At 73.3% G+C, this 17,669-nt stretch carries 15 protein-coding genes; 6 read left to right on the forward strand and 9 right to left on the reverse strand.

The window, feature by feature from the left end; genetic code table 11:
* Window positions 1-61 precede the first annotated feature (61 nt).
* The 3 genes from ACWEK3_RS28270 to ACWEK3_RS28280 all read right to left on the reverse strand — a co-directional run bounded on the left by ACWEK3_RS28270 (window position 62) and on the right by ACWEK3_RS28280 (window position 2,453).
* The gene (locus ACWEK3_RS28270) at window positions 62-442 is read right to left on the reverse strand and encodes a hypothetical protein (protein ID WP_172632751.1); all 381 of its coding nucleotides are present in this window, start codon (window positions 440-442) and stop codon (window positions 62-64) included.
* A 331-nt stretch (window positions 443-773) separates the two neighbouring features.
* Window positions 774-1,697, reverse strand: a complete 924-nt coding sequence (locus ACWEK3_RS28275) for a MurR/RpiR family transcriptional regulator (protein WP_384436064.1) — start codon at window positions 1,695-1,697, stop codon at window positions 774-776.
* A gap of 90 nt (window positions 1,698-1,787) precedes the next feature.
* Window positions 1,788-2,453, reverse strand: coding sequence for a nucleoside/nucleotide kinase family protein (locus tag ACWEK3_RS28280; protein WP_453250902.1), 666 nt, complete (start codon window positions 2,451-2,453; stop codon window positions 1,788-1,790).
* A 205-nt stretch (window positions 2,454-2,658) separates the two neighbouring features.
* Between ACWEK3_RS28280 and ACWEK3_RS28285 the strand changes: the two genes are divergently transcribed.
* The gene (locus ACWEK3_RS28285; RefSeq protein WP_450538631.1) at window positions 2,659-3,411 is read left to right on the forward strand and encodes an HAD family hydrolase; all 753 of its coding nucleotides are present in this window, start codon (window positions 2,659-2,661) and stop codon (window positions 3,409-3,411) included.
* Entirely contained in the window at window positions 3,408-5,750 is a 2,343-nt protein-coding gene (locus tag ACWEK3_RS28290) for a glycoside hydrolase family 65 protein (protein WP_450538632.1), read from the forward strand. Before ACWEK3_RS28285 ends, ACWEK3_RS28290 begins: the two co-directional genes overlap by 4 nt.
* A gap of 35 nt (window positions 5,751-5,785) precedes the next feature.
* On the opposite strand, the gene ACWEK3_RS28295 is transcribed toward ACWEK3_RS28290, so the two are convergent.
* Both ACWEK3_RS28295 and ACWEK3_RS28300 read right to left on the reverse strand, forming a co-directional pair.
* Entirely contained in the window at window positions 5,786-6,679 is an 894-nt protein-coding gene (locus tag ACWEK3_RS28295) for a M56 family metallopeptidase (RefSeq protein WP_450538634.1), read from the reverse strand.
* Window positions 6,676-7,059, reverse strand: a complete 384-nt coding sequence (locus ACWEK3_RS28300; RefSeq protein ID WP_450538635.1) for a BlaI/MecI/CopY family transcriptional regulator — start codon at window positions 7,057-7,059, stop codon at window positions 6,676-6,678. Before ACWEK3_RS28300 ends, ACWEK3_RS28295 begins: the two co-directional genes overlap by 4 nt.
* A 231-nt stretch (window positions 7,060-7,290) precedes the next feature.
* On the opposite strand from ACWEK3_RS28300, the gene ACWEK3_RS28305 reads away from it, so the two are divergent.
* Window positions 7,291-8,787 carry a hypothetical protein gene (locus ACWEK3_RS28305; RefSeq protein ID WP_450538637.1) on the forward strand — a complete coding sequence of 499 codons (1,497 nt, stop codon included), beginning with the start codon at window positions 7,291-7,293 and terminating at the stop codon, window positions 8,785-8,787.
* A gap of 525 nt (window positions 8,788-9,312) precedes the next feature.
* Here the strand turns inward: ACWEK3_RS28305 and ACWEK3_RS28310 are convergent.
* The 3 genes from ACWEK3_RS28310 to ACWEK3_RS28320 are packed head-to-tail and all read right to left on the reverse strand — an operon-like array spanning window position 9,313 to window position 11,305.
* A complete protein-coding gene (locus ACWEK3_RS28310; protein ID WP_453250903.1) occupies window positions 9,313-10,041 on the reverse strand; it encodes a phosphatase PAP2 family protein in 729 nt (242 codons plus the stop codon).
* Window positions 10,038-10,640: a phosphatase PAP2 family protein gene (locus ACWEK3_RS28315; protein WP_453250904.1), complete on the reverse strand. Its 603-nt coding sequence runs from the start codon at window positions 10,638-10,640 to the stop codon at window positions 10,038-10,040. The genes ACWEK3_RS28310 and ACWEK3_RS28315 overlap by 4 nt, the downstream gene beginning before the upstream one ends.
* Complete coding sequence (locus tag ACWEK3_RS28320) at window positions 10,637-11,305, reverse strand: DedA family protein (protein WP_361417998.1); 669 nt, start codon at window positions 11,303-11,305, stop codon at window positions 10,637-10,639. The genes ACWEK3_RS28315 and ACWEK3_RS28320 overlap by 4 nt, the downstream gene beginning before the upstream one ends.
* Before the next feature lie 354 nt (window positions 11,306-11,659).
* Here ACWEK3_RS28320 and efeU point away from each other — a divergent pair, with 354 nt between their 5' ends.
* From efeU to ACWEK3_RS28335, 3 genes are all read left to right on the forward strand, one after another.
* Window positions 11,660-14,320, forward strand: coding sequence for an iron uptake transporter permease EfeU (gene efeU / locus ACWEK3_RS28325; RefSeq protein WP_453250905.1), 2,661 nt, complete (start codon window positions 11,660-11,662; stop codon window positions 14,318-14,320).
* Window positions 14,321-14,376: 56 nt separating this feature from the next.
* A complete protein-coding gene (gene efeB / locus ACWEK3_RS28330; RefSeq protein WP_453250906.1) occupies window positions 14,377-15,657 on the forward strand; it encodes an iron uptake transporter deferrochelatase/peroxidase subunit in 1,281 nt (426 codons plus the stop codon).
* Window positions 15,658-15,758: 101 nt separating this feature from the next.
* Window positions 15,759-16,244, forward strand: coding sequence for a DUF5709 domain-containing protein (locus ACWEK3_RS28335; RefSeq protein ID WP_450538645.1), 486 nt, complete (start codon window positions 15,759-15,761; stop codon window positions 16,242-16,244).
* Window positions 16,245-16,257: 13 nt separating this feature from the next.
* Here the strand turns inward: ACWEK3_RS28335 and sthA are convergent, their stop codons facing one another.
* On the reverse strand, window positions 16,258-17,661 hold the full coding sequence (sthA, locus tag ACWEK3_RS28340) for a Si-specific NAD(P)(+) transhydrogenase (protein WP_453250907.1): 1,404 nt from the start codon (window positions 17,659-17,661) through the stop codon (window positions 16,258-16,260).
* Window positions 17,662-17,669: the final 8 nt, after the last annotated feature.

The following is a 17,669-nucleotide window of genomic DNA, read 5'->3' on the forward strand; positions in this document are numbered from 1 at the left end:
ACCGGATTGCCGGCCCGGATTCACGCGCGACCCGGCGCTGGGCGAGCGCGGCCGGGACGTCTCACCGGTGTCCGGCGCGCTCCACGAGTGCCTCCGTCACCGCGCGGACGCTGCGGGCGATGTGCTGGAGTTGCAGCAGTTCGGCGGCGTACAGCTTGATCGTGTGCTCGATGACCGACTCGGGCATGCCCAAACGGGGCAGTTCGGTGCGCGCGGTCTGGAGGGCGGTGCGGGCCACCCGGATCTCCTGCTCGACCTGTATCCGCGCATGGCGGGCGAGCAGCACGGGGTGGCGGATCAGCGCCGGGTAGCTGCCGTAGCGCGCCGGGACGAGCTCGCGCAGCCACTTGGCCGCGGAGCGTTCCCAGTCGTAGCTGCCGGGGGTCTTGACCTGGCGGGGCCAGTCCGGGCTGAGGCGCGTGGTCGTCGGGGGCATGGTCATCGCTTCCGGGTGTGCGGCGTCGTGGAGGGGTGGTACGACGAGGTGAACGGCCCCGGCCTAGGGGATGACCGGGGCCGCCGCGGGCGTTCGCGCAGGCGATGCCCGACCCGGCACCCCGTGTGCCGGCGCCGGTGGGAGACGGCGGCTCGGGGTGCCCGTGCAGGGTGTGGCACGTACCGGGGTTGGTCCGGGGCGTGATCCGTGAGCAGTATTTATATATGCCGTTCGGTTGGCAAGGAGTAAGTAAACATTCATGCCCGCTTGCATTGCCCGCCCGGAGACGGCGATCTTCCAACGCCGCGCCGACCGTGGCAGACCGGTGGTGAGCCGGTCAGTCCCGGAGGAAGAAGTGGTGCTGGTCGGCGATCTGCTCGTACTCCTCCAGCCGGGCGTGGGTCCGTTCCGGGTCGGCGTCGGTCATGGCCTGGAGCAGGGCCGCACACATCACGCCAGGCGCGGCGTAGGAGTCGAAGACCAGGCGGGACCCGGTCCCGGTGGCGAAGGTGACGTCGGCCTCGTCGGCCACCGGTCCGAGCGCCAGGTCGGTGATCACGGCCACTTTGAGCCCGGCGTCGCGGGCGACCCGGACGGCCGCCAGGGTCTCGTGGGCGTGCCGGGGCATGGAGAAGGCCAGCACCCAGCTGCCGCCGGCCTCCCGGGCCTGCAAGAGCGCGTCGTAGGCGACGCTGCCGCCGCGGGTCACCAGCCGCACGTCCGGATGGATGCGCCGCGCCGCGTAGGCGAAGTACTCGGCGAGCGACCCCGAGATGCGCAGGCCGAGCACGGTCAGCGGGGTCGAGCGCGACAACGCGCGGCCGGTGTCGATCACGAGGCCGGGGTCGGCGAAGTCCCGGCGCAGGTTCTCCAGGTTCCCGATCTCCGCGTCGACGGCCGCCTGGAGTTCGTTGCTCCGGTCCTGCACGGACGTGCCCGGTCCGCCCGCCAGCGTCCGCAACGCGATGGACTGGAGCCTCTCGCGCAGCGCCGGGTAGCCGCTGAAGCCGACCGCCGCGGCGAACCGCGTCACCGACGGCTGGCTGACGCCGACCCGGTCGGCGAGCTCCGTGATCGACATGAACGCCGCCTCGGTGATGTTCTCGATCAGGTACTGGGCGATGCGGCGCTGCCCGGGAGACAGATGGGGCCCGTCGAAGATCGTTCTGAGCTGGGACGTAGGGGCGGCCTCCGCCCGCGCAACCGTCTTTCCCGAGGTGATCGCGGACGCCTGTGCGCGCGCCTGCTGCGGCGATGACACCGAGGCGCCTCCTTTGTCTCCCACAGAGGCCCAACATAGTCCAACGCGGCAGGGGCGCCCGTCGCGCCGGACGACCGGGACCGGGCGGGCTCAGGCCGCGCGTGTGCAGGGCGGCAGGGCCGACCGCGGCACGATCAGGTCCGCGCGGGACCGGGTCGCCGCGACCAGGTCCGCGTTGCGCTGGTCGGTGCCCAGGACCCAGGCCACCGCCTCCTGGTGCGACTTGCCGAACTCCTCGTGGCGGGCGACCAGGCGGCGTACGCGCTCCGGCTCGTCGAGTTCGCAGAACCACACCTCGTCCAGCCGGGGCCGCACCCGCGCCCAGAGTCCGGTGTCCAGCAGCAGGTAGTTGCCCTCCGTCACCACCAGCCGGGCCGACGGCGGTACCGGGACGGTACCGGCCACGGGCTGCTCCAGGACGCGGTCGAAGCCGGGCGCGTACACCGTCTCGTCCGGCTCCTCGCGCAGCCGGCGCAGCAGCGCCGCGTACCCCGCCGCGTCGAAGGTGTCCGGCGCACCCTTGCGGTCCCGGCGGCCGAGCCGGTCGAGTTCGACGTCGGCGAGGTGGAAGCCGTCCATCGGGACGTGCGCCACCCACGGCTCCCCGTCCCCGTCCGCGTTCAGTGCCCGCACCAGGTGCTCGGCCAGGGTCGACTTGCCCGCGCCGGGGCTGCCCGCGACCCCGAGGATCGCCCGTTGCCGGGCACGCTGGAGGGCTCGGGCACGGGCGAGGAGGTCGTCGAAGGTCGGCGGCACACGGCACAGTGTGTCACCCGGTCGGCGGGGACGGATCCCGGCGCCGCGGGGAGGACGCGCCCGCACAACCGGCGTACGCCCGCCGCCGGGAGCACGATGGCCGCGGGACTGACGACCGTTCGCCCCGACTGAACGTCAGATACGGATCGGCCGGATGTGGCACTCGACACCCTCTCAAAGCCGCGATGCGGGGAAAGGTGCCTTTATGACACAGCTCGGTCTGCCCGAAGACATCACCGTCTGCCTCTTCGACCTCGACGGGGTGGTCACCAAGACGGCCGTGGTGCACGCGGCCGCCTGGAAGGAGACGTTCGACGCCTTCCTGCGCGAGCGGGAGGGCGCCGGCTTCCGGCCCTTCGACCAGATCGCCGACTACGACGAGTACGTCGACGGCCGCCCCCGCGCCGACGGGGTGCGCACCTTCCTCGCCTCCCGCGGCATCGAACTGCCCGAGGGAAGCCCCGACGACCCGCCGGACGCCCCGACGGTCAACGGGGTCGGCAACCGCAAGAACGAACTCCTCCTGGAGAAGATCCGTACCGAGGGTGTGGAGGCGTACGAGGGCACCCTGCGCTACATCGGGGCCGTCCGGGCCGAGGGCCTGCGGACCGCGATCGTCTCCTCCAGCGCCAACACCCGGGACGTCCTGCACTCCATCGACGCCGAACACCTCTTCGACGTCCGCATCGACGGAGTGGTCGCCCGCGAACGCGCGCTGCCCGGCAAGCCCCGGCCCGACACCTTCCTGGCCGCCGCCGGCGACCTGGGCGTCGACGCCGGGCGGGCCGCCGTCTTCGAGGACGCGCTGGCCGGCATGGAGGCGGGCCGCTCGGGCCGCTTCGGATACGTCGTCGGCGTCGACCGCGTGGGCCAGCGCGACGCGCTGTACGCGCACGGCGCCGACGTGGTCGTCAAGGACCTCGCCGAACTTCTCGGCGCGGGAGGAGGATCCGCGTGATCACCCACCGTTCGTACGCCGTCGAGCCGTGGACCGTGCGCGAGACGGAACTCAGTCTCGACGTCCTCGCCCAGAGCGAGTCCGTCTTCGCACTGTCCAACGGGCACATCGGCTGGCGTGGCAACCTCGACGAGGGCGAACCGCACGGACTGCCCGGCTCCTACCTCAACGGCGTGTACGAGGTGCACCCGCTGCCGTACGCGGAGGCCGGCTACGGCTACCCCGAGTCGGGCCAGACGCTCATCAACATCACCAACGGCAAGGTGCTGCGGCTGCTCGTCGACGACGAGCCGTTCGACCTGCGCTACGGCCGGCTGGTCTCCCACGAGCGCACCGTCGACCTGCGCCGCGGGGTGATGGAGCGGACCTGCGAGTGGATCTCCCCGGCCGGCACGACGGTCCGGGTGCGCTCCACCCGCCTGGTCTCCCTCACCCAGCGGTCGATCGCCGCGGTCGCCTACGAGGTGGAGCCCGTCGGCTCCCAGGCCCGCGTGGTCATCCAGTCGGAGCTGGTGGCCAACGAGCAGATGCCGCAGTCCAACGGAGACCCCCGCGCGGCGATGGCTCTGGAGTCGCCGCTGGAGCCGGAGGACGACTTCGCCTCCGGCAAGCGGCTGCGGCTGGTCCACCGCACCCGGCACAGCGGCCTGCGGGTGGCCGTGGCCGCCGACCACCTCGTCTCCGGCCCCGAGCACATCAGGACCGACAGCGAGAGCCATCCCCACCTGGCCCGGCTGACGGTCACCTCCGTCCTCCAGCCGGGAGAGCGGCTGCGGGTGGAGAAGTTCGTCGCGCACGGCTGGTCCGGCGCCCGTTCCCTGCCGGCGATGAGCGACCAGGTCGACGCGGCCCTGGCGGCCGCCGCGCCCGGCGGCTGGACCGGCCTGGTCGAGGAACAGCGGGCGTACCTCGACGACTTCTGGTCCCGTGCCGACGTCGAGGTGGACGGCGACGAGGAGATCCAGCAGGCCGTCCGCTTCGCCCTCTTCCACGTCCTTCAGGCCGGCGCCCGCGCCGAGGAGCGGGCGATCGCGGCCAAGGGGCTGACCGGCTCCGGCTACGACGGGCACGCCTTCTGGGACACCGAGATGTTCGTGCTGCCCTTGCTCACCTACACCGCGCCCGACGCCGTGACCGAGGCGCTGCGCTGGCGGCAGAACACCCTGCCCGCCGCCCGGGAGCGCGCCGCCCAGCTGGGCCTGCGCGGCGCCGCGTTCCCCTGGCGGACCATCGAGGGTCAGGAGGGGTCGGCGTACTGGCCGGCCGGCACCGCCGCCTTCCATGTGAACGCCGCCATCGCGCACGCCGTGGTGCGCTATGTCGCGACGACGGGCGACGAGGACTTCGAACGCGACACCGGAGTGGAACTGCTGGTGGAGACGGCCCGGCTGTGGCGCTCCCTGGGGCACCACGACCACCACGGCACCTTCCACATCGACGGTGTCACCGGCCCCGACGAGTACAGCGCGATCGCCGACGACAACACGTACACCAACCTCATGGCCCGGGCGAACCTGCTGGCCGCGGCCGACGTCGTCGAACGCCATCCGAACGAGGCAGAGCGGTTCGGCGCCGACGACGAGGAGAGCGCCACCTGGCGGGACGCGGCCGAGGCGATGAACATCCCGTACAACGCCGAGCTGGGCGTGCACGAGCAGCACGCCGGCTTCACCCGCTACCAGCGCTGGGACTTCGCCGGCACCCGCGCCGACCAGTACCCGCTCCTGCTGCATTTCCCCTACTTCGACCTGTACCGCAAGCAGGTGATCAAGCAGGCCGACCTGGTCCTCGCGATGTACACCTGCGGCAGCGAGTTCGACGAGGAGCACATCGCCCGCAACTTCGCCTACTACGAGCCGCTGACCGTACGGGACTCCTCGCTGTCGGCCTGCGTGCAGGCCGTCATCGCCGCCCAGGCGGGACATCTGCGCCTGGCCTACGACTACGCGGCCGAGGCCGCCCTCATGGACCTTGAGGACCTGGAGCACAACACCCGCGACGGGCTGCACATCGCCTCCCTGGCCGGTACCTGGCAGGCGCTGGTGGTCGGGTTCGGCGGCACCCGCCGGGCCGGTGAGGAGCTGTGGTTCTCGCCGCGGCTGCCGGAGAAGTTCAGCCGCCTCGCCTTCACACTCCAGTTCCGTGGCCGCCGGCTGCGCGTGGAGGTCACCCAGCAGAGCGCCACGTACTCGCTGCTCGACGGGCCGACCATGACGATCCGTCACCACGACACCCCGGTCACGCTCCGCCCGGGAGCCGCCACGGCCCGCCCGGTCCCACCGCCGAAGCACCTGCCGGCCCCGGAGCAGCCCCCGCACCGCAAGCCCAATGCCCGCTGACGCGCGCGCTCCCCGCCGCAGGGGATGCCGTCGGCCTACGGGACGATGTGCACCAGCAGACGCAGCAGGTCGCCCGTGGCGTCGGCGGCGCCCAGGGCGGGCAGCGCACCGAGGGCGAGGACGGCCGCCGCGACCGAGCGCAGATACGGCGGCGGGGCGGACTGGAGCGCCGCGATACGGCGGGTGACGGCGCGATCGGTGAAGCCCAGCGCGCACGAAGGCTCCGCCCGCCCGGCCGTGAGCGCCGCGCGGGCGAGCGCGCGGGCGGTGGTGGTGCGGTCGCCGACCGCCGCGGCGGCCCGCTCGTCCGCCCAGCGCTCGACGAGGAAGGCCACCTGGTCGCGGACCGGCCCGAGCAGCGGGTTCGCCGCGCAGGCCAGCCTTGCCGTGGTCACCAGCAGCGCGTGCCGGTGCGCCAGATGGGCGCGTTCGTGGGCGAGCAGCACCCGGCGCTCGACCGGCTCCAGCGCGCCGAGCATCGCCGCGGTGACCAGGATCCGGCCCGGTGAGCCGGGGATGGCGAACGCCCGCGGCACGGGCGAGGCGGCGACGATGAGTTCGGTGTCCCCCGGCTGCCCCTCGCACAGCCGCCGCAGCGTACGGCGCGTGGCGTACTCGGCGCGGACGGTCCGCCACAGCCGGTGGGCGATCAGCGCCAGGGCAGGGCAGGCGGCGATCCCGATCGCCTCGGGCACCGGGTCCGGGATGACGTGGCCGGCCTCCCGGGCCTCGGCGACGACCGGCGGGGCGTCGTTGAGGAGGGTGGCGGCCAGCAGGACGAGGGACCACACGGTGGCGGCGGCCGTCACCGCGGCAGCGGCGGTCAGCACGCGCGCGGCCAGGGCGGGGGCCACCCGCCGGCCGACCGCGGGACTGATCGCGGCGAGCAGCGCGGACAGCGCCAGTGGGGTGTAGACGTCGACCGTCACGCGGCGCCTCCGGTGAGCAGTTCACGGAGGGCCCGCTCCTCCTCGGAGCTCAGCCCGGTCACGAACTGCTGGAGGGCGGCGATCGGATCGGGGCCGCGGTCCAGGGCGTCGTGCATCGCCTGGGCGGTCAGCTCGGCCGCGTTCTTGGCCGGCCGGTAGGCGCCCCGCCGCCCGTCCACCTCGCGCAGCACCAGGCCCTTGTCGTACAGGCGCTTGAGGATGGTGTGCACGGTGTTGTAGGCCAGGCCGCCGCCGATCTCCAGCTGGATCTCGGCGGGGGTGAGCGGGTGCTCCGTGGACCACAAGGCCGCGAGGACCTCGCTCTCCAACTCGCCCGAACTGCGCCGTTCCACCCTGCCGTGAGGCCCTCTTCCAGCCATGCCCTCAACCTTACAGCGCGTAGGGGGTCAGGCGTCCGGCGGCGTCCCGCCCGGCACGTGGGCGCGGCGCGGGTTAGTTTGTCCGTGTTTTCCCTGACGTCGTACCTGTTTTCCCTGACGTGTTACTTGTTTCTCTGACGTCCTACCTGGTTCCTGCTTACCTGGTTCCTGCGCCGGCGGCGCGGAACGCGGGGAGTCCGAAACCCCGCGGTGCGGGGGTGAGGGGTGGAGATGGCCGACAGTACGCACGCCATACTCGCCGGGACGCGGCGAGCGGGACCGGGGTCCGGCTCCGCCCGCGCCCGCCGGGCCCGCGGCGACGTCCTCGTGGCAGCGGTGGCGGCCGCCTTCACCCTCGCCCAACTCCTCCTCGTCCGGCCCGGCATGGGCCTCGGCTGGGACGAGTCCATCTACGTCAGCCAGGTCAGCGGACACGCACCGGCCGCCTACTTCAGCGCCCCGCGCGCCCGCGGCGTCTCGCTGCTGGTCGCGCCGGTCGCCTCCTGGTCGTCGTCCACCACGCTGCTGCGCGTCTATCTCGCGGTGCTCTCCGGGCTCGCCCTGTACTTGGCCCTGCGCGTGTGGCGGCATGCGTTCCGCTCCGGTGTCCTGGCCCTGGCCGGCGCCCTGTTCGCCTCCCTGTGGGTGACCCTGTTCTACGGTCCGCAGGCCATGCCCAACTACTGGGTCGCCATCGGCGCCCTCGCCTGTGCGGGCTGCTGTCTGCGGGTCCGGACCGCCCGGCGCGACCTCACCGCACTGTGGGGCCTGGCCGGCGGCGCCGCCCTCATGGCGTTGATGCGCCCCATGGACGCCGTCTGGGTGGTCCTGCCCCTGCTCGGCCTCACCCTGCTGGAGCGGAGCTGGAAGCCGCTCGCCGCGCTGCTCGCCGGACTGGTCGCAGGGTCCGCCGAATGGGTGATCGAGGCGTACGTCGCCTACGGGGGCCTGTTCCAGCGGCTGTCCGACGGCTCCGCCATACAGGGCGGCCTGGGCTGGCACTTCGCCGTGGCCGACCAACTGCGCAGCCTGGGCGGGCGCGCCCTGTGCCGGCCCTGCACCGGCGCGCAGCCGAACCCGGCCGTCACCGCCTGGTGGTACGTCCTTCCGCTGCTCGCCCTGCTGGGCCTCGCCCTGGCCGTGCGCGCCCGGCGGAGCCCGCCCACGCTGGTCGCGCTGGCCTGCGCGGCCACGGCCGCCTTCCCGTACCTGTTCATGATCGGATACGCGGCGCCCCGCTTCCTGCTGCCCGCCTACGCCCTGCTCGCGATCCCGGCCGCCGACGCCCTCGTCCACCTCCTCAGAGTGCCGAACGGCAAGTGGCGGCCGCTTGCCGTGTCCCTGGCCGCCGTTGGCCTCGCCGGGCATCTGGGGGTGCAGTACGCCGTCCTCGCCCACACCGTCCACCGCACCACCGTCGACCGCCGCGCCTGGTCCGGCACCGCCGCCACGTTGCACCGCCTCGGAGTGCGCCCGCCCTGTCTGCTCACCGGTGAGGAGGCCATCCCGATCGCCTTCTACACCGGCTGCGGTTCGGCCGCGACCGCAGGCCCCAACACCAACAGCACCCCGGCGGCCATCGATCAGGCCGCACGGCGCCTGCCGGTCGCCGCCCTCACCACCGCCGACGGCACCCCGCCCGCGTACGCCCGCACCTGGCCCTCCCACCGCTTCGGCGACCTGCGCCTGTACGTCGCGCCCCAGGCGCGCAAGACCACCGGCCCCTGACGCCTGGATCCGCCCGCCCGTCACCAACGCGCCGTGCCCGCGGGCCTGGTGGCACGACTGGGGGCAACGGCCCGCGACAGCGGTGTGTCTCCCGGCCGGGGCGGGTCGGCGCCGCGCTCCTGCGGGCCTTCCCGGTCCGCGGCCATGGGCCGGTTGGCGTGCAGGGTCTTTGCCGCCGCGGTCTCGCTCGCCACCTGGGCGGGCCCGGCCCTGGCCCGGCGGGGCGCGCAGCGCCGTGCGGCCGCCGAGCACACCCCCGCGCCGAACCGACCGGCGGGATACCCCCCGTCGCCGACGAGAACGTCCTCGGCCGGTCTGTTCGGCGAGGATCCGACCGGCGCGGTCTCGTAGACCAGTTGGTCGGGGCCCCGCGCCGGTGTGGCCGAGCCGCTGCCCGGTGGGCGGCTCGTGGCCGCGCGGTTCGCCCCCCGGCGCCCCCGGCGTCCGTCGTCGGCCGGTCGCGGCGGTGGGTTCGCGTCGAGGGTGGGTCGAAGTTATCGTCGTGCAGGCCGCGGCGCCGGGGCGTCACACAGGGCGTGACCGTCCTCGACCGCCGGAACCCTGGTCCGCATGTTCCTCCACCGGCCCTCCGGATCTCGTCGTCAACTCGGACACGAAGCCGGATGGCAGCCACCAGGCCGCCGCGCACAGGCACACCCCGAGCCAGCCTGCGGCGAACAGCCAGCCGCCGATCACGTCGGTGAACCAGTGCACCCCGAGATACACCCGGGTCAGCCCCACCAGCACACCCCAGCAGCCGACGACGAGGCAGACCGCCCCACGGCCGCGCGGGGCACGCACGACTATCGCCAGGATCAACAGCCCGGCGGTCAGCGCGGACGTGCTGGTGTGCCCGGACGGGAACGACCAGGCCGAGGCGTGGGCCGCCCAGTCCTGCCGCGGCGGACGCGGCCGGGAGATCAGCTCCATCACGCCGTAGCGCAGGGCCTGGCCCGCCACCAGGCAGCCGAGGCCGAGAGCGGCCGCGACCGCACGCTGCCGGGCCGTGCGGCCGACGGCGAGGCCGGCCAGCGCGACGAGCAGGTACGGGACGACCCCCGTCCCCGTGGCGGTGAGCCCGCGGGCCACCGCCACCGCCACCGCCGGGCGGTGGTCGAGGGACCAGGAGAGCAGGGTGTCGTCCACGGACAGGGGGGCGCCATGGCCGCCGACGACCAGTCCGAGCACGGCGAACGCGGCCCAGGCGCCGAGCCCCGCACTGCCCGCGAGGTCGGCGGTGTCCCGGGGCCTCATGACACCAGCAGCGGCCGCAGCCGCGTCGCGGCCAGGCGCCGGGCGAGTATCTCCGGCCGGCGCAGCAGCGCCTTCATCACGACGTAGGCCACCAGGGCGCCGGTCAGGAGCCCGGCCGCCACGTCGTGCGGATAGTGGGCGCCGACCCAGACCCGGGAGGCGGCCATCGCGACGGCGGCCACGCAGGCGATCGCGCCGAGCCGGCGCGAGACGAGGAGCAGCGCCACCGCGGCCGCGGCGGCGATCGCCGCGTGGTTGCTGGGGAAGGACCAGTCGGTGCGGGCCGGACAGGCCTCCAGGGTGACCACGTGCAGCGTGCGGCACGGGCGCACCTCGTGCACGAGCAGCTTCACCAGCGAGTTGACGGCGTAGGCGAGCACCACGACGAGTGGCAGCACCAGGGCCATGACCGCCGTCCCGGCGTCCACTCGGCGGGAGCGCCACCAGACCGCGAGCATCAGCACGGCGAACACGGCCAGGCCGTAGGCCGACCACACCGTCACCGTGTCGTCCCACCACACGGGGGAGCGGCGGGCCAGGTCCACCACGTCCGAGTACAGGGGGCCGTCGATGGACGAGCCCGACAGGGCGAGGATCATCCGCGCGCCTCCTTGGCCTTCGCGGCCCGGCGCGAGCGCAGGACCTCCGGGACGAGCGGGATCAGCGACACGATCACGATAAGTCCGATCACCGGGAGCAGGTACTTGTCGATGTTCGGGACGGAGGAGCCGAGCGCGTACCCCGCAAGGGTGAGGCCGACGCTCCAGACGAGACCGCCGACGACCTGCCACAGGGTGAACGTGCGGGTCGGCACGCCCAGGGCGCCGGCCATCGGGTTGAGCACCGTACGCACCACCGGCACGAAACGGGCCAGGACGATCGCCTTCGCGAACCCGTACCGCTCCAGGAGTTCCTCGGCGCGACCGGCGCCCTCGTGCAGGCGCGGGGAGCGGCTGCGGGCGAGCAGGGCGCCGCCCGCCCTGCGCCCCAGCAGGAAGCCGCACTGCGAGCCGGCGAGCGCGCCGACGACGGCCGCGACCAGCAACGGGGCCAGCGACAGCCGCACACCCCGGTCGGCCGTGCCGGTGCACAGCAGGCCCGCGGTGAACAGCAGCGAGTCGCCGGGCAGGAAGAAGCCGATCAGGAGCCCCGTCTCGGCGAACATCACCACGCCGACGCCGAGCACGCCGAAGGCGGCCAGCAGCGACTGGGCGTCCAGCACATTGACAGCGAGCTGCGACGACAGGTGCGGGGGTGCGATCATCGTCGCGGGCCCTTTCCGTCGGGTCGGCGGGCGCGCGGCTGAGGGCACCGGCCGAGTGACTACAAATCTGTAGACCGTCTACGTCACTGTAGACGACGGAGACCCTCCGGGCGTTCCCGCGATCGCCCGAACGAGTGAACCAGATCGCCCGGTCGGACCCATACGCGTCGCCAGCGCGGCGAGATCGGTTGTGACCGAGGACTCCCGTACCCACGCCGACCTTTACCGGCCCATTGCCGCTTCATGACCAGCCGACTACACGCCTGTAGTCATGATGGATCACGAAGTTAGGCATGCCTTCGCTAACCCGGTCCCAGAGCGGCCGGGGCGGTGTGCCAGGGAGGGGCCGACGGTATGTGGGACGACGCGTTTCCGAGTTTCCTGATCGGGCTGCGAGAGGGACTCGAAGGCGGACTGATCGTCTCCATCCTCGTTGCCACCCTGGTCCGGGCCGGAGCCAAGTCCCGGCTGCCGCAGGTGTGGACCGGCGTCCTCGCGGCCATCGCGCTCGCGATGAGCTTCGGCGCGGTGCTCACCTTCACGGCGGCCTCGCTGTCCGCGACCGCGCAGGAGGCGTTCGGCGGTGCCCTCAGCGTCGTGGCCGTCGCCTTCGTCACCGCCATGGTGTTCTGGATGCGCCGCTCCGCCCGCAGCCTCTCCGGTGAGATCAAGGAGAAGGTGGCCGGCGCGCTCGGTATGGGCGCCGGCGTGCTGATCCTCACCTCCTTCCTCGCGGTGGGCCGAGAGGGCCTGGAGACGGCCCTGTTCCTGTGGACCACCGCCCGCGCGGCCGGCGAGTCCGCGGGACCGCTGACGGGCGCCGGGATCGGTCTGGTCCTTGCGGCCGGCCTGTGCTGGGGCCTGTACCGGCGGGTGCTGAAGATCAACCTCACCAAGTTCTTCACAGCCACCGGCGCCGTACTGATCGTGATCGCGGCCGGCGTCCTCGGCTACGGCCTGCGCGACCTCCAGGAGGGCGGAGTCCTTCCCGGCAAGGCGGCGTACGCCGTCGACCTCGGCGGCACCGTCGACGCGGGCTCCTGGTACAGCACCCTCGTCCAGGGCGTCTTCAACCTCACCCCGACGATGACCTGGCTCCAGGTCCTCGGCTACGTCGGCTACCTCGCCGTGGTGATGACCCTGTTCGTCCGGGGCGTACGCGACACGAAGCCGGCGCGCGCCACGAAGCCGGCGCGCGCCACGAAGCCGGTGCCCGTCACGGCGCCGACCGGCACGACGGCCGCTGCCTTGCCGGAGGCCGCGCGGGGCGCCGACGCCGAGAGCGGGCCTCGGGCAGCCGCCGCGAGCGGGCCGCGTGCCGCTGCCGGGGCCGAGGCCCCGGACGGCAGCCCTGCCGGGGCGGCCGCCGAGGGCGGGGACCGAGCCGCCGCCGGGCCGCACGCGGGTGCCGCCACTGCGGCGACGACAGTGGCGGCTAGCGGGACGCCCGCCGCCTCCCGGGCCGAGGCGCCCGCCGTTTTCCGGGCCGGGAAGCCCGCCGCCTCCCGTGCCGAGGCGCCCGCCGTTTTCCGGGCCGGGAAGCCCGCCGCCTCCCGGCCCGGGACGCCCGCCGTTTCCCGGGCCGAGGCGCCCGCCGTTTCCCGGGCCGAGGCGCCCGCCGTTTCCCGGGCCGGGACGCCCGCCGTTTCCCGGCCCGAGACGCCCGCCGTTTCCCGGACGGAGACGCCTGACGCCTTCCACGCCGGGACCCCCGCAGCCTCCGGGGCCGACGACCCGTCCGGTCGTGGCGGCGCCGGTGGGGTGCGGGCCGAGGGGGCTGACCCGGCGCGGAGGCCGGACCGCGGCGTCCGCGAGACACCGGCCGAACCGCACGCGCGGGCGGCCGTCGCCCGCCGGGGGCGTCCCGCCTGGGTCGTGCCCGTGGCCGTCGTCGCGGTGCCCGCGGTCGTCGCCGGGCTCGTGGTCGCCCTGGGACGGCCCAAGCCCGCCGGAGCCCAGACCGTCGCCGTCTCGGAGACCGAGTGCGGCAAGGGCTTCACCGCGCCCCAGCCGGGACGCCAGACGTTCCAGATGCAGAACACCGGGTCGAAGACGTCCGAGGTGTACCTGATCGACCCGGCCACCAACGCGGTCTACGGCGAGATCGAGGGCCTGGCCCCCGGCACCACCCGCGACCTGGTCGCCACCGTCGCGGGCGGCAGCTACGCCTGGCGCTGCGTGCCCGCCGGCGGCACGGCCGTCACCTCCAAGGCCGTCCGGGTCGGCGGCGGGGCAGGGGCCACGGCGGTCGTCCCGGTGTCCGAGCAGGACCTCGCCACCCCGCTCAAGGAGTACAGGCAGTACGTCGAACGCGGTTTGGCCACGCTCGTCGCCCAGACCGGCCGGCTGAACGCCGACATCCAGGGCGGCGACCTCGACGCGGCCCGCGCCGACTGGCTGACCGCCCACCGCACCTACTCCTCCCTCGGCGCCGCCTACGGCACCTTCGAGGACTTCGACAAGAAGATCAACGGCCGGCCCGACGGGCTGCCCGGCGGAGTGGACGACAAGGACTTCACCGGCTTCCACCGCATCGAGTACGGCCTGTGGCACGGCCAGAGCGCGGACCGCCTGACGGCCCCCGCTCAGCAGCTCGCCGACGACGCCGCCGGCCTGCGCAAGGCCTTCCCCACGCAGGCGTTCGACCCCGGTGACCTGCCGCTGCGGGCCCACGAGATCCTCGAGAACACCCTCCAGTTCGAGCTCACCGGCCAGGCCGACCAGGGCAGCGGCACCGAGCTGGCCACGGCCGACGCCAACCTCGCCGGCACCAGCGAACTGCTCACCGTGCTCAAGCCGCTGCTGACCTCCCGCGCCCCGCACCTGCTGCCCACGCTCGACGCGGACACCGCCCGGCTGCGGAAGCTGCTCGACGCGGCCCACCACGGGAACGCCTGGACCCCCGTGAACCGGCTCGACGCGATCACCCGGGCCCGCCTCGACGGGGCCACCGGACAGCTCCTGGAGGACCTCGCCCCCGTACCGGACCTGCTGGAGATCCGGAAGTCCGCCTGATGATCGCACCGCGCGCCGTGACACCCGAGACCGTACGCACCGGAGGGAACCGCTCCATGCCGTCCGCCGAAACGTCCGCACCCGAGGGCGGCTGCCCCGCCGGCCACGGGCGCCGCACCTTCGTCAAGACGGCCCTGGGCGCCGGTGCCGTCGGCGCGGTCCTGGCCGGCGGCGGCTTCGCCCTCGCCCAGAGCGGCGCGGGCCAGGCGCACGCCGCGGACGGCACCGGCGGGGCCACGGTCCCGTTCCACGGCGTCCACCAGGCAGGCGTCCTCACGCCCGCCCCCGCGGCCGCCGCCTTCGTCTCCTTCGACGTCATCGCCGAGGACCGCGAGGAACTCGCCGGACTGCTGCGGACCATCACCGAGCGGGCCCGCTTCCTCACCGCCGGCGGCACCCCCACCGACCTCGGCGTCGGTGCCCCGCCGTCCGACAACGGCATCCTCGGTCCCGAGATCCCCGCCGACTCCCTCACCGTCACCGTCGGCGTCGGCGCCTCCCTCTTCGACGACCGCTACGGGCTGGCCAAGGCGATACCGCGGCGGCTCATCCCCATGCGGACCTTCCCCAACGACAACCTGAACCCCGCCGAGTGCCACGGCGACCTGTCCCTGCAGATCTGCGCCGACCGCCAGGACACGGTGCTGCACGCACTGCGCGACATCGCCCGGCACACCCGGGGCGCCCTCCAGATCAAGTGGCGCGTCGACGGCTTCCAGAGCGGCCCGCGCCCCACCGGCACCCAGCGCAATCTGCTCGGCTTCAAGGACGGCATCGCCAACCCGGACGTCGCCTCCGCCCGGGAGACGAACCGCCTGGTCTGGGTGGGCGACGGCCAGGGTGAGCCGGCCTGGGCGGCCGGTGGCAGCTACCAGGTGATCCGGATCATCCGCATGCTGGTGGAGTTCTGGGACCGGGTGTCGCTGACCGAGCAGGAGAAGATGTTCGGCCGCCGCAAGGACACGGGCGCCCCGCTGGACGGCGCCAAGGAGACCGACATTCCCCAGTACGCCAAGGACCCCAAGGGCACGGCGATCCCGCTGGACTCCCACATACGGCTGGCCAACCCGCGCACCCCCGCCACCGACACCTCCCGCATCCTGCGCCGCGGCTACAACTACGATCGCGGCGTCGACAGCGTCGGCAACCTCGACATGGGCCTGGTCTTCTGCTGCTATCAGCAGGACGTCGTCCGCCAGTTCGAGGCCACCCAGACCCGGTTGATCGACGAACCCCTCGTCGACTACATCTCCCCGACCGGCGGCGGCTACTTCTTCGCCCTGCCCGGCGTCCGCGACTCCTCCGACTGGCTCGGCCGCGGACTGCTGTCCGCCTGACGGACGCGGGACCATTCCCTCCCACACGCCGGGGTGATTGGGACGGGCCCTGCGGGAAACGCGGATCAGGTCACGCCGCAAGGCCCGCCAGGGAGGAACCCGTGAGCACCGATCCGATGGCAGAAGACGTCTACCAGCCCACCGGGGACAGCGAGGAACAGGGAGACGCCGCGCCGCCGGACATGGAGAACGCGGTGGGGGAGCGGACCTACGACGACGTTCTCGACGAGGGCTACTCCCCGCCGGAGAAGCCGCTGGGCGTCACCAAGTTCGGCACGACGGCCGCCGAACAGCGCGAGGGCGAGAGCCTCGACCAGCGGCTGGCGCAGGAGCGGCCCGATGAGGCCGGGCCCGAGGGCGACGGTGTGGGCGACCTGCCCGGCGGTGAGGGCGAACCGGTCGACCCCGAGGCGGGCGGGGATCGCGCCGGCCGCCTCGTCGCCCCGGACGAGGGTGTCCGCGGCGACACCACCAAGGAGGAGGTCGCCGCCGACATGGGCATCGACGCGGGAGCCGCCGGAGCCGAGGAGGCCGCCGTCCACATCGTCCACGACGACACGCTGCCGGACGACGGCACCCAGCCCTGACCCGGCCCCGGGGTCAGCCCCCGATCCGGTCGATCTGCCGCAGCTTGTTCGTCGCGTCCAGGGCGGCCACCTTGTACGACTCCGCGAGCGTCGGGTAGTTGAACACCGCGTCGACGAGGTAGTCCACGGTGCCGCCGCAGCCCATCACCGTCTGCCCGATGTGGATGAGTTCGGTGGCCCCGGCGCCGAAGCAGTGCACCCCGAGCAGCGTGCGGTCCTCCGGCGAGACCAGCAGCTTCAGCATGCCGTGCGAGTCACCGATGATCTGCCCGCGGGCCAGCTCCCGGTAACGGGAGACGCCCACCTCGAACGGCACCCGGTCCTCGGTGAGCTGGTCCTCGGTCCGCCCCACGAAGCTGATCTCCGGGATTGTATAAATGCCGATCGGCTGAAGGTCGCTCATCCTGCCGACCGGCTCCCCGCAGGCGTGGTACGCCGCCGCCCGCCCCTGTTCCATCGAGGTCGCCGCGAGCGCGGGGAAGCCGATCACGTCACCGACCGCGTAGATGTGCGGCACCTGCGTGCGGTAGTGCTCGTCGACCGCGATCCGGCCGCGCGCGTCGGCGCTCAACCCGGCCTTCTCCAGGTCGAGTCCGTCGGTGAGGCCCTGCCGGCCCGCCGAGTACATCACCGCGTCGGCCGGTATCTTCTTGCCGCTCTCCAGCACGGTGAGCGTGCCGTTCTCGTGCCGCTCCACGGCGGCCACCGTCTCTCCGAAGCGGAAGGTGACGGCGAGGTCCCGCAGGTGGTAGCGGAGCGACTCCACGATCTCGACGTCGCACATGTCGAGCATGCCCGGCCGCCGTTCGACGACGGTCACCCTGCTGCCGAGCGCGGCGAACATGGAGGCGTACTCCATCCCGATGACCCCCGCGCCGACGATGACCATCGACCGTGGCACCCGCTCCAGTGTGAGCACGTTGTCGGAGTCCATGATGGTGCGTCCGTCGAACTCCACGCTGTCCGGACGGGCCGGCCGCGTACCGGTCGCGATGACGATGTGTTCGGCGGTCAACAGCCTTTCCTCGCCGTTCACTTCGCGCAGCGCGACGGTGTGCTCGTCGACGAAGCGGCCGGTCCCGGCGAGCAGGGCCACATGGTTGCGGGAGAGCTGGCTGCGGATGACGTCGACCTCGAGGCCCACCACGTGCTGGGTGCGTGCGGTCAGGTCGGCGACGGTGATGTCCTCCTTCAGCCGGTAGCTCTGACCGTACAGATCGCGCTGGGTGAGTCCGGTGAGGTAGACCACCGCCTCGCGCAGGGTCTTGGAGGGAATGGTTCCGGTGTGGATCGAGACCCCGCCGACCATGTCGGGTCTGTCGACGACAGCGACCCGGCGGCCCAGCTTGGCCGCGGCGATGGCGGCCTTCTGGCCGCCCGGTCCGGATCCTATGACGATCATGTCGAAGTCGGGCACGCCCCGGA

Source organism: Streptomyces sp. NPDC004721 (assembly GCF_053601495.1).

Coding starts and splice junctions, on each gene's coding strand:
- ACWEK3_RS28305 (WP_450538637.1), top strand. CDS start 7,291: ATGGCCGACAGTACGCACGCCATACTCGCCGGGACGCGGCGAGCGGGA.
- ACWEK3_RS28285 (WP_450538631.1), top strand. CDS start 2,659: ATGACACAGCTCGGTCTGCCCGAAGACATCACCGTCTGCCTCTTCGAC.
- ACWEK3_RS28310 (WP_453250903.1), bottom strand. CDS start 10,041: ATGAGGCCCCGGGACACCGCCGACCTCGCGGGCAGTGCGGGGCTCGGC.
- ACWEK3_RS28300 (WP_450538635.1), bottom strand. CDS start 7,059: ATGGCTGGAAGAGGGCCTCACGGCAGGGTGGAACGGCGCAGTTCGGGC.
- ACWEK3_RS28320 (WP_361417998.1), bottom strand. CDS start 11,305: ATGATCGCACCCCCGCACCTGTCGTCGCAGCTCGCTGTCAATGTGCTG.
- ACWEK3_RS28270 (WP_172632751.1), bottom strand. CDS start 442: ATGACCATGCCCCCGACGACCACGCGCCTCAGCCCGGACTGGCCCCGC.
- ACWEK3_RS28315 (WP_453250904.1), bottom strand. CDS start 10,640: ATGATCCTCGCCCTGTCGGGCTCGTCCATCGACGGCCCCCTGTACTCG.
- efeB (WP_453250906.1), top strand. CDS start 14,377: ATGCCGTCCGCCGAAACGTCCGCACCCGAGGGCGGCTGCCCCGCCGGC.
- efeU (WP_453250905.1), top strand. CDS start 11,660: ATGTGGGACGACGCGTTTCCGAGTTTCCTGATCGGGCTGCGAGAGGGA.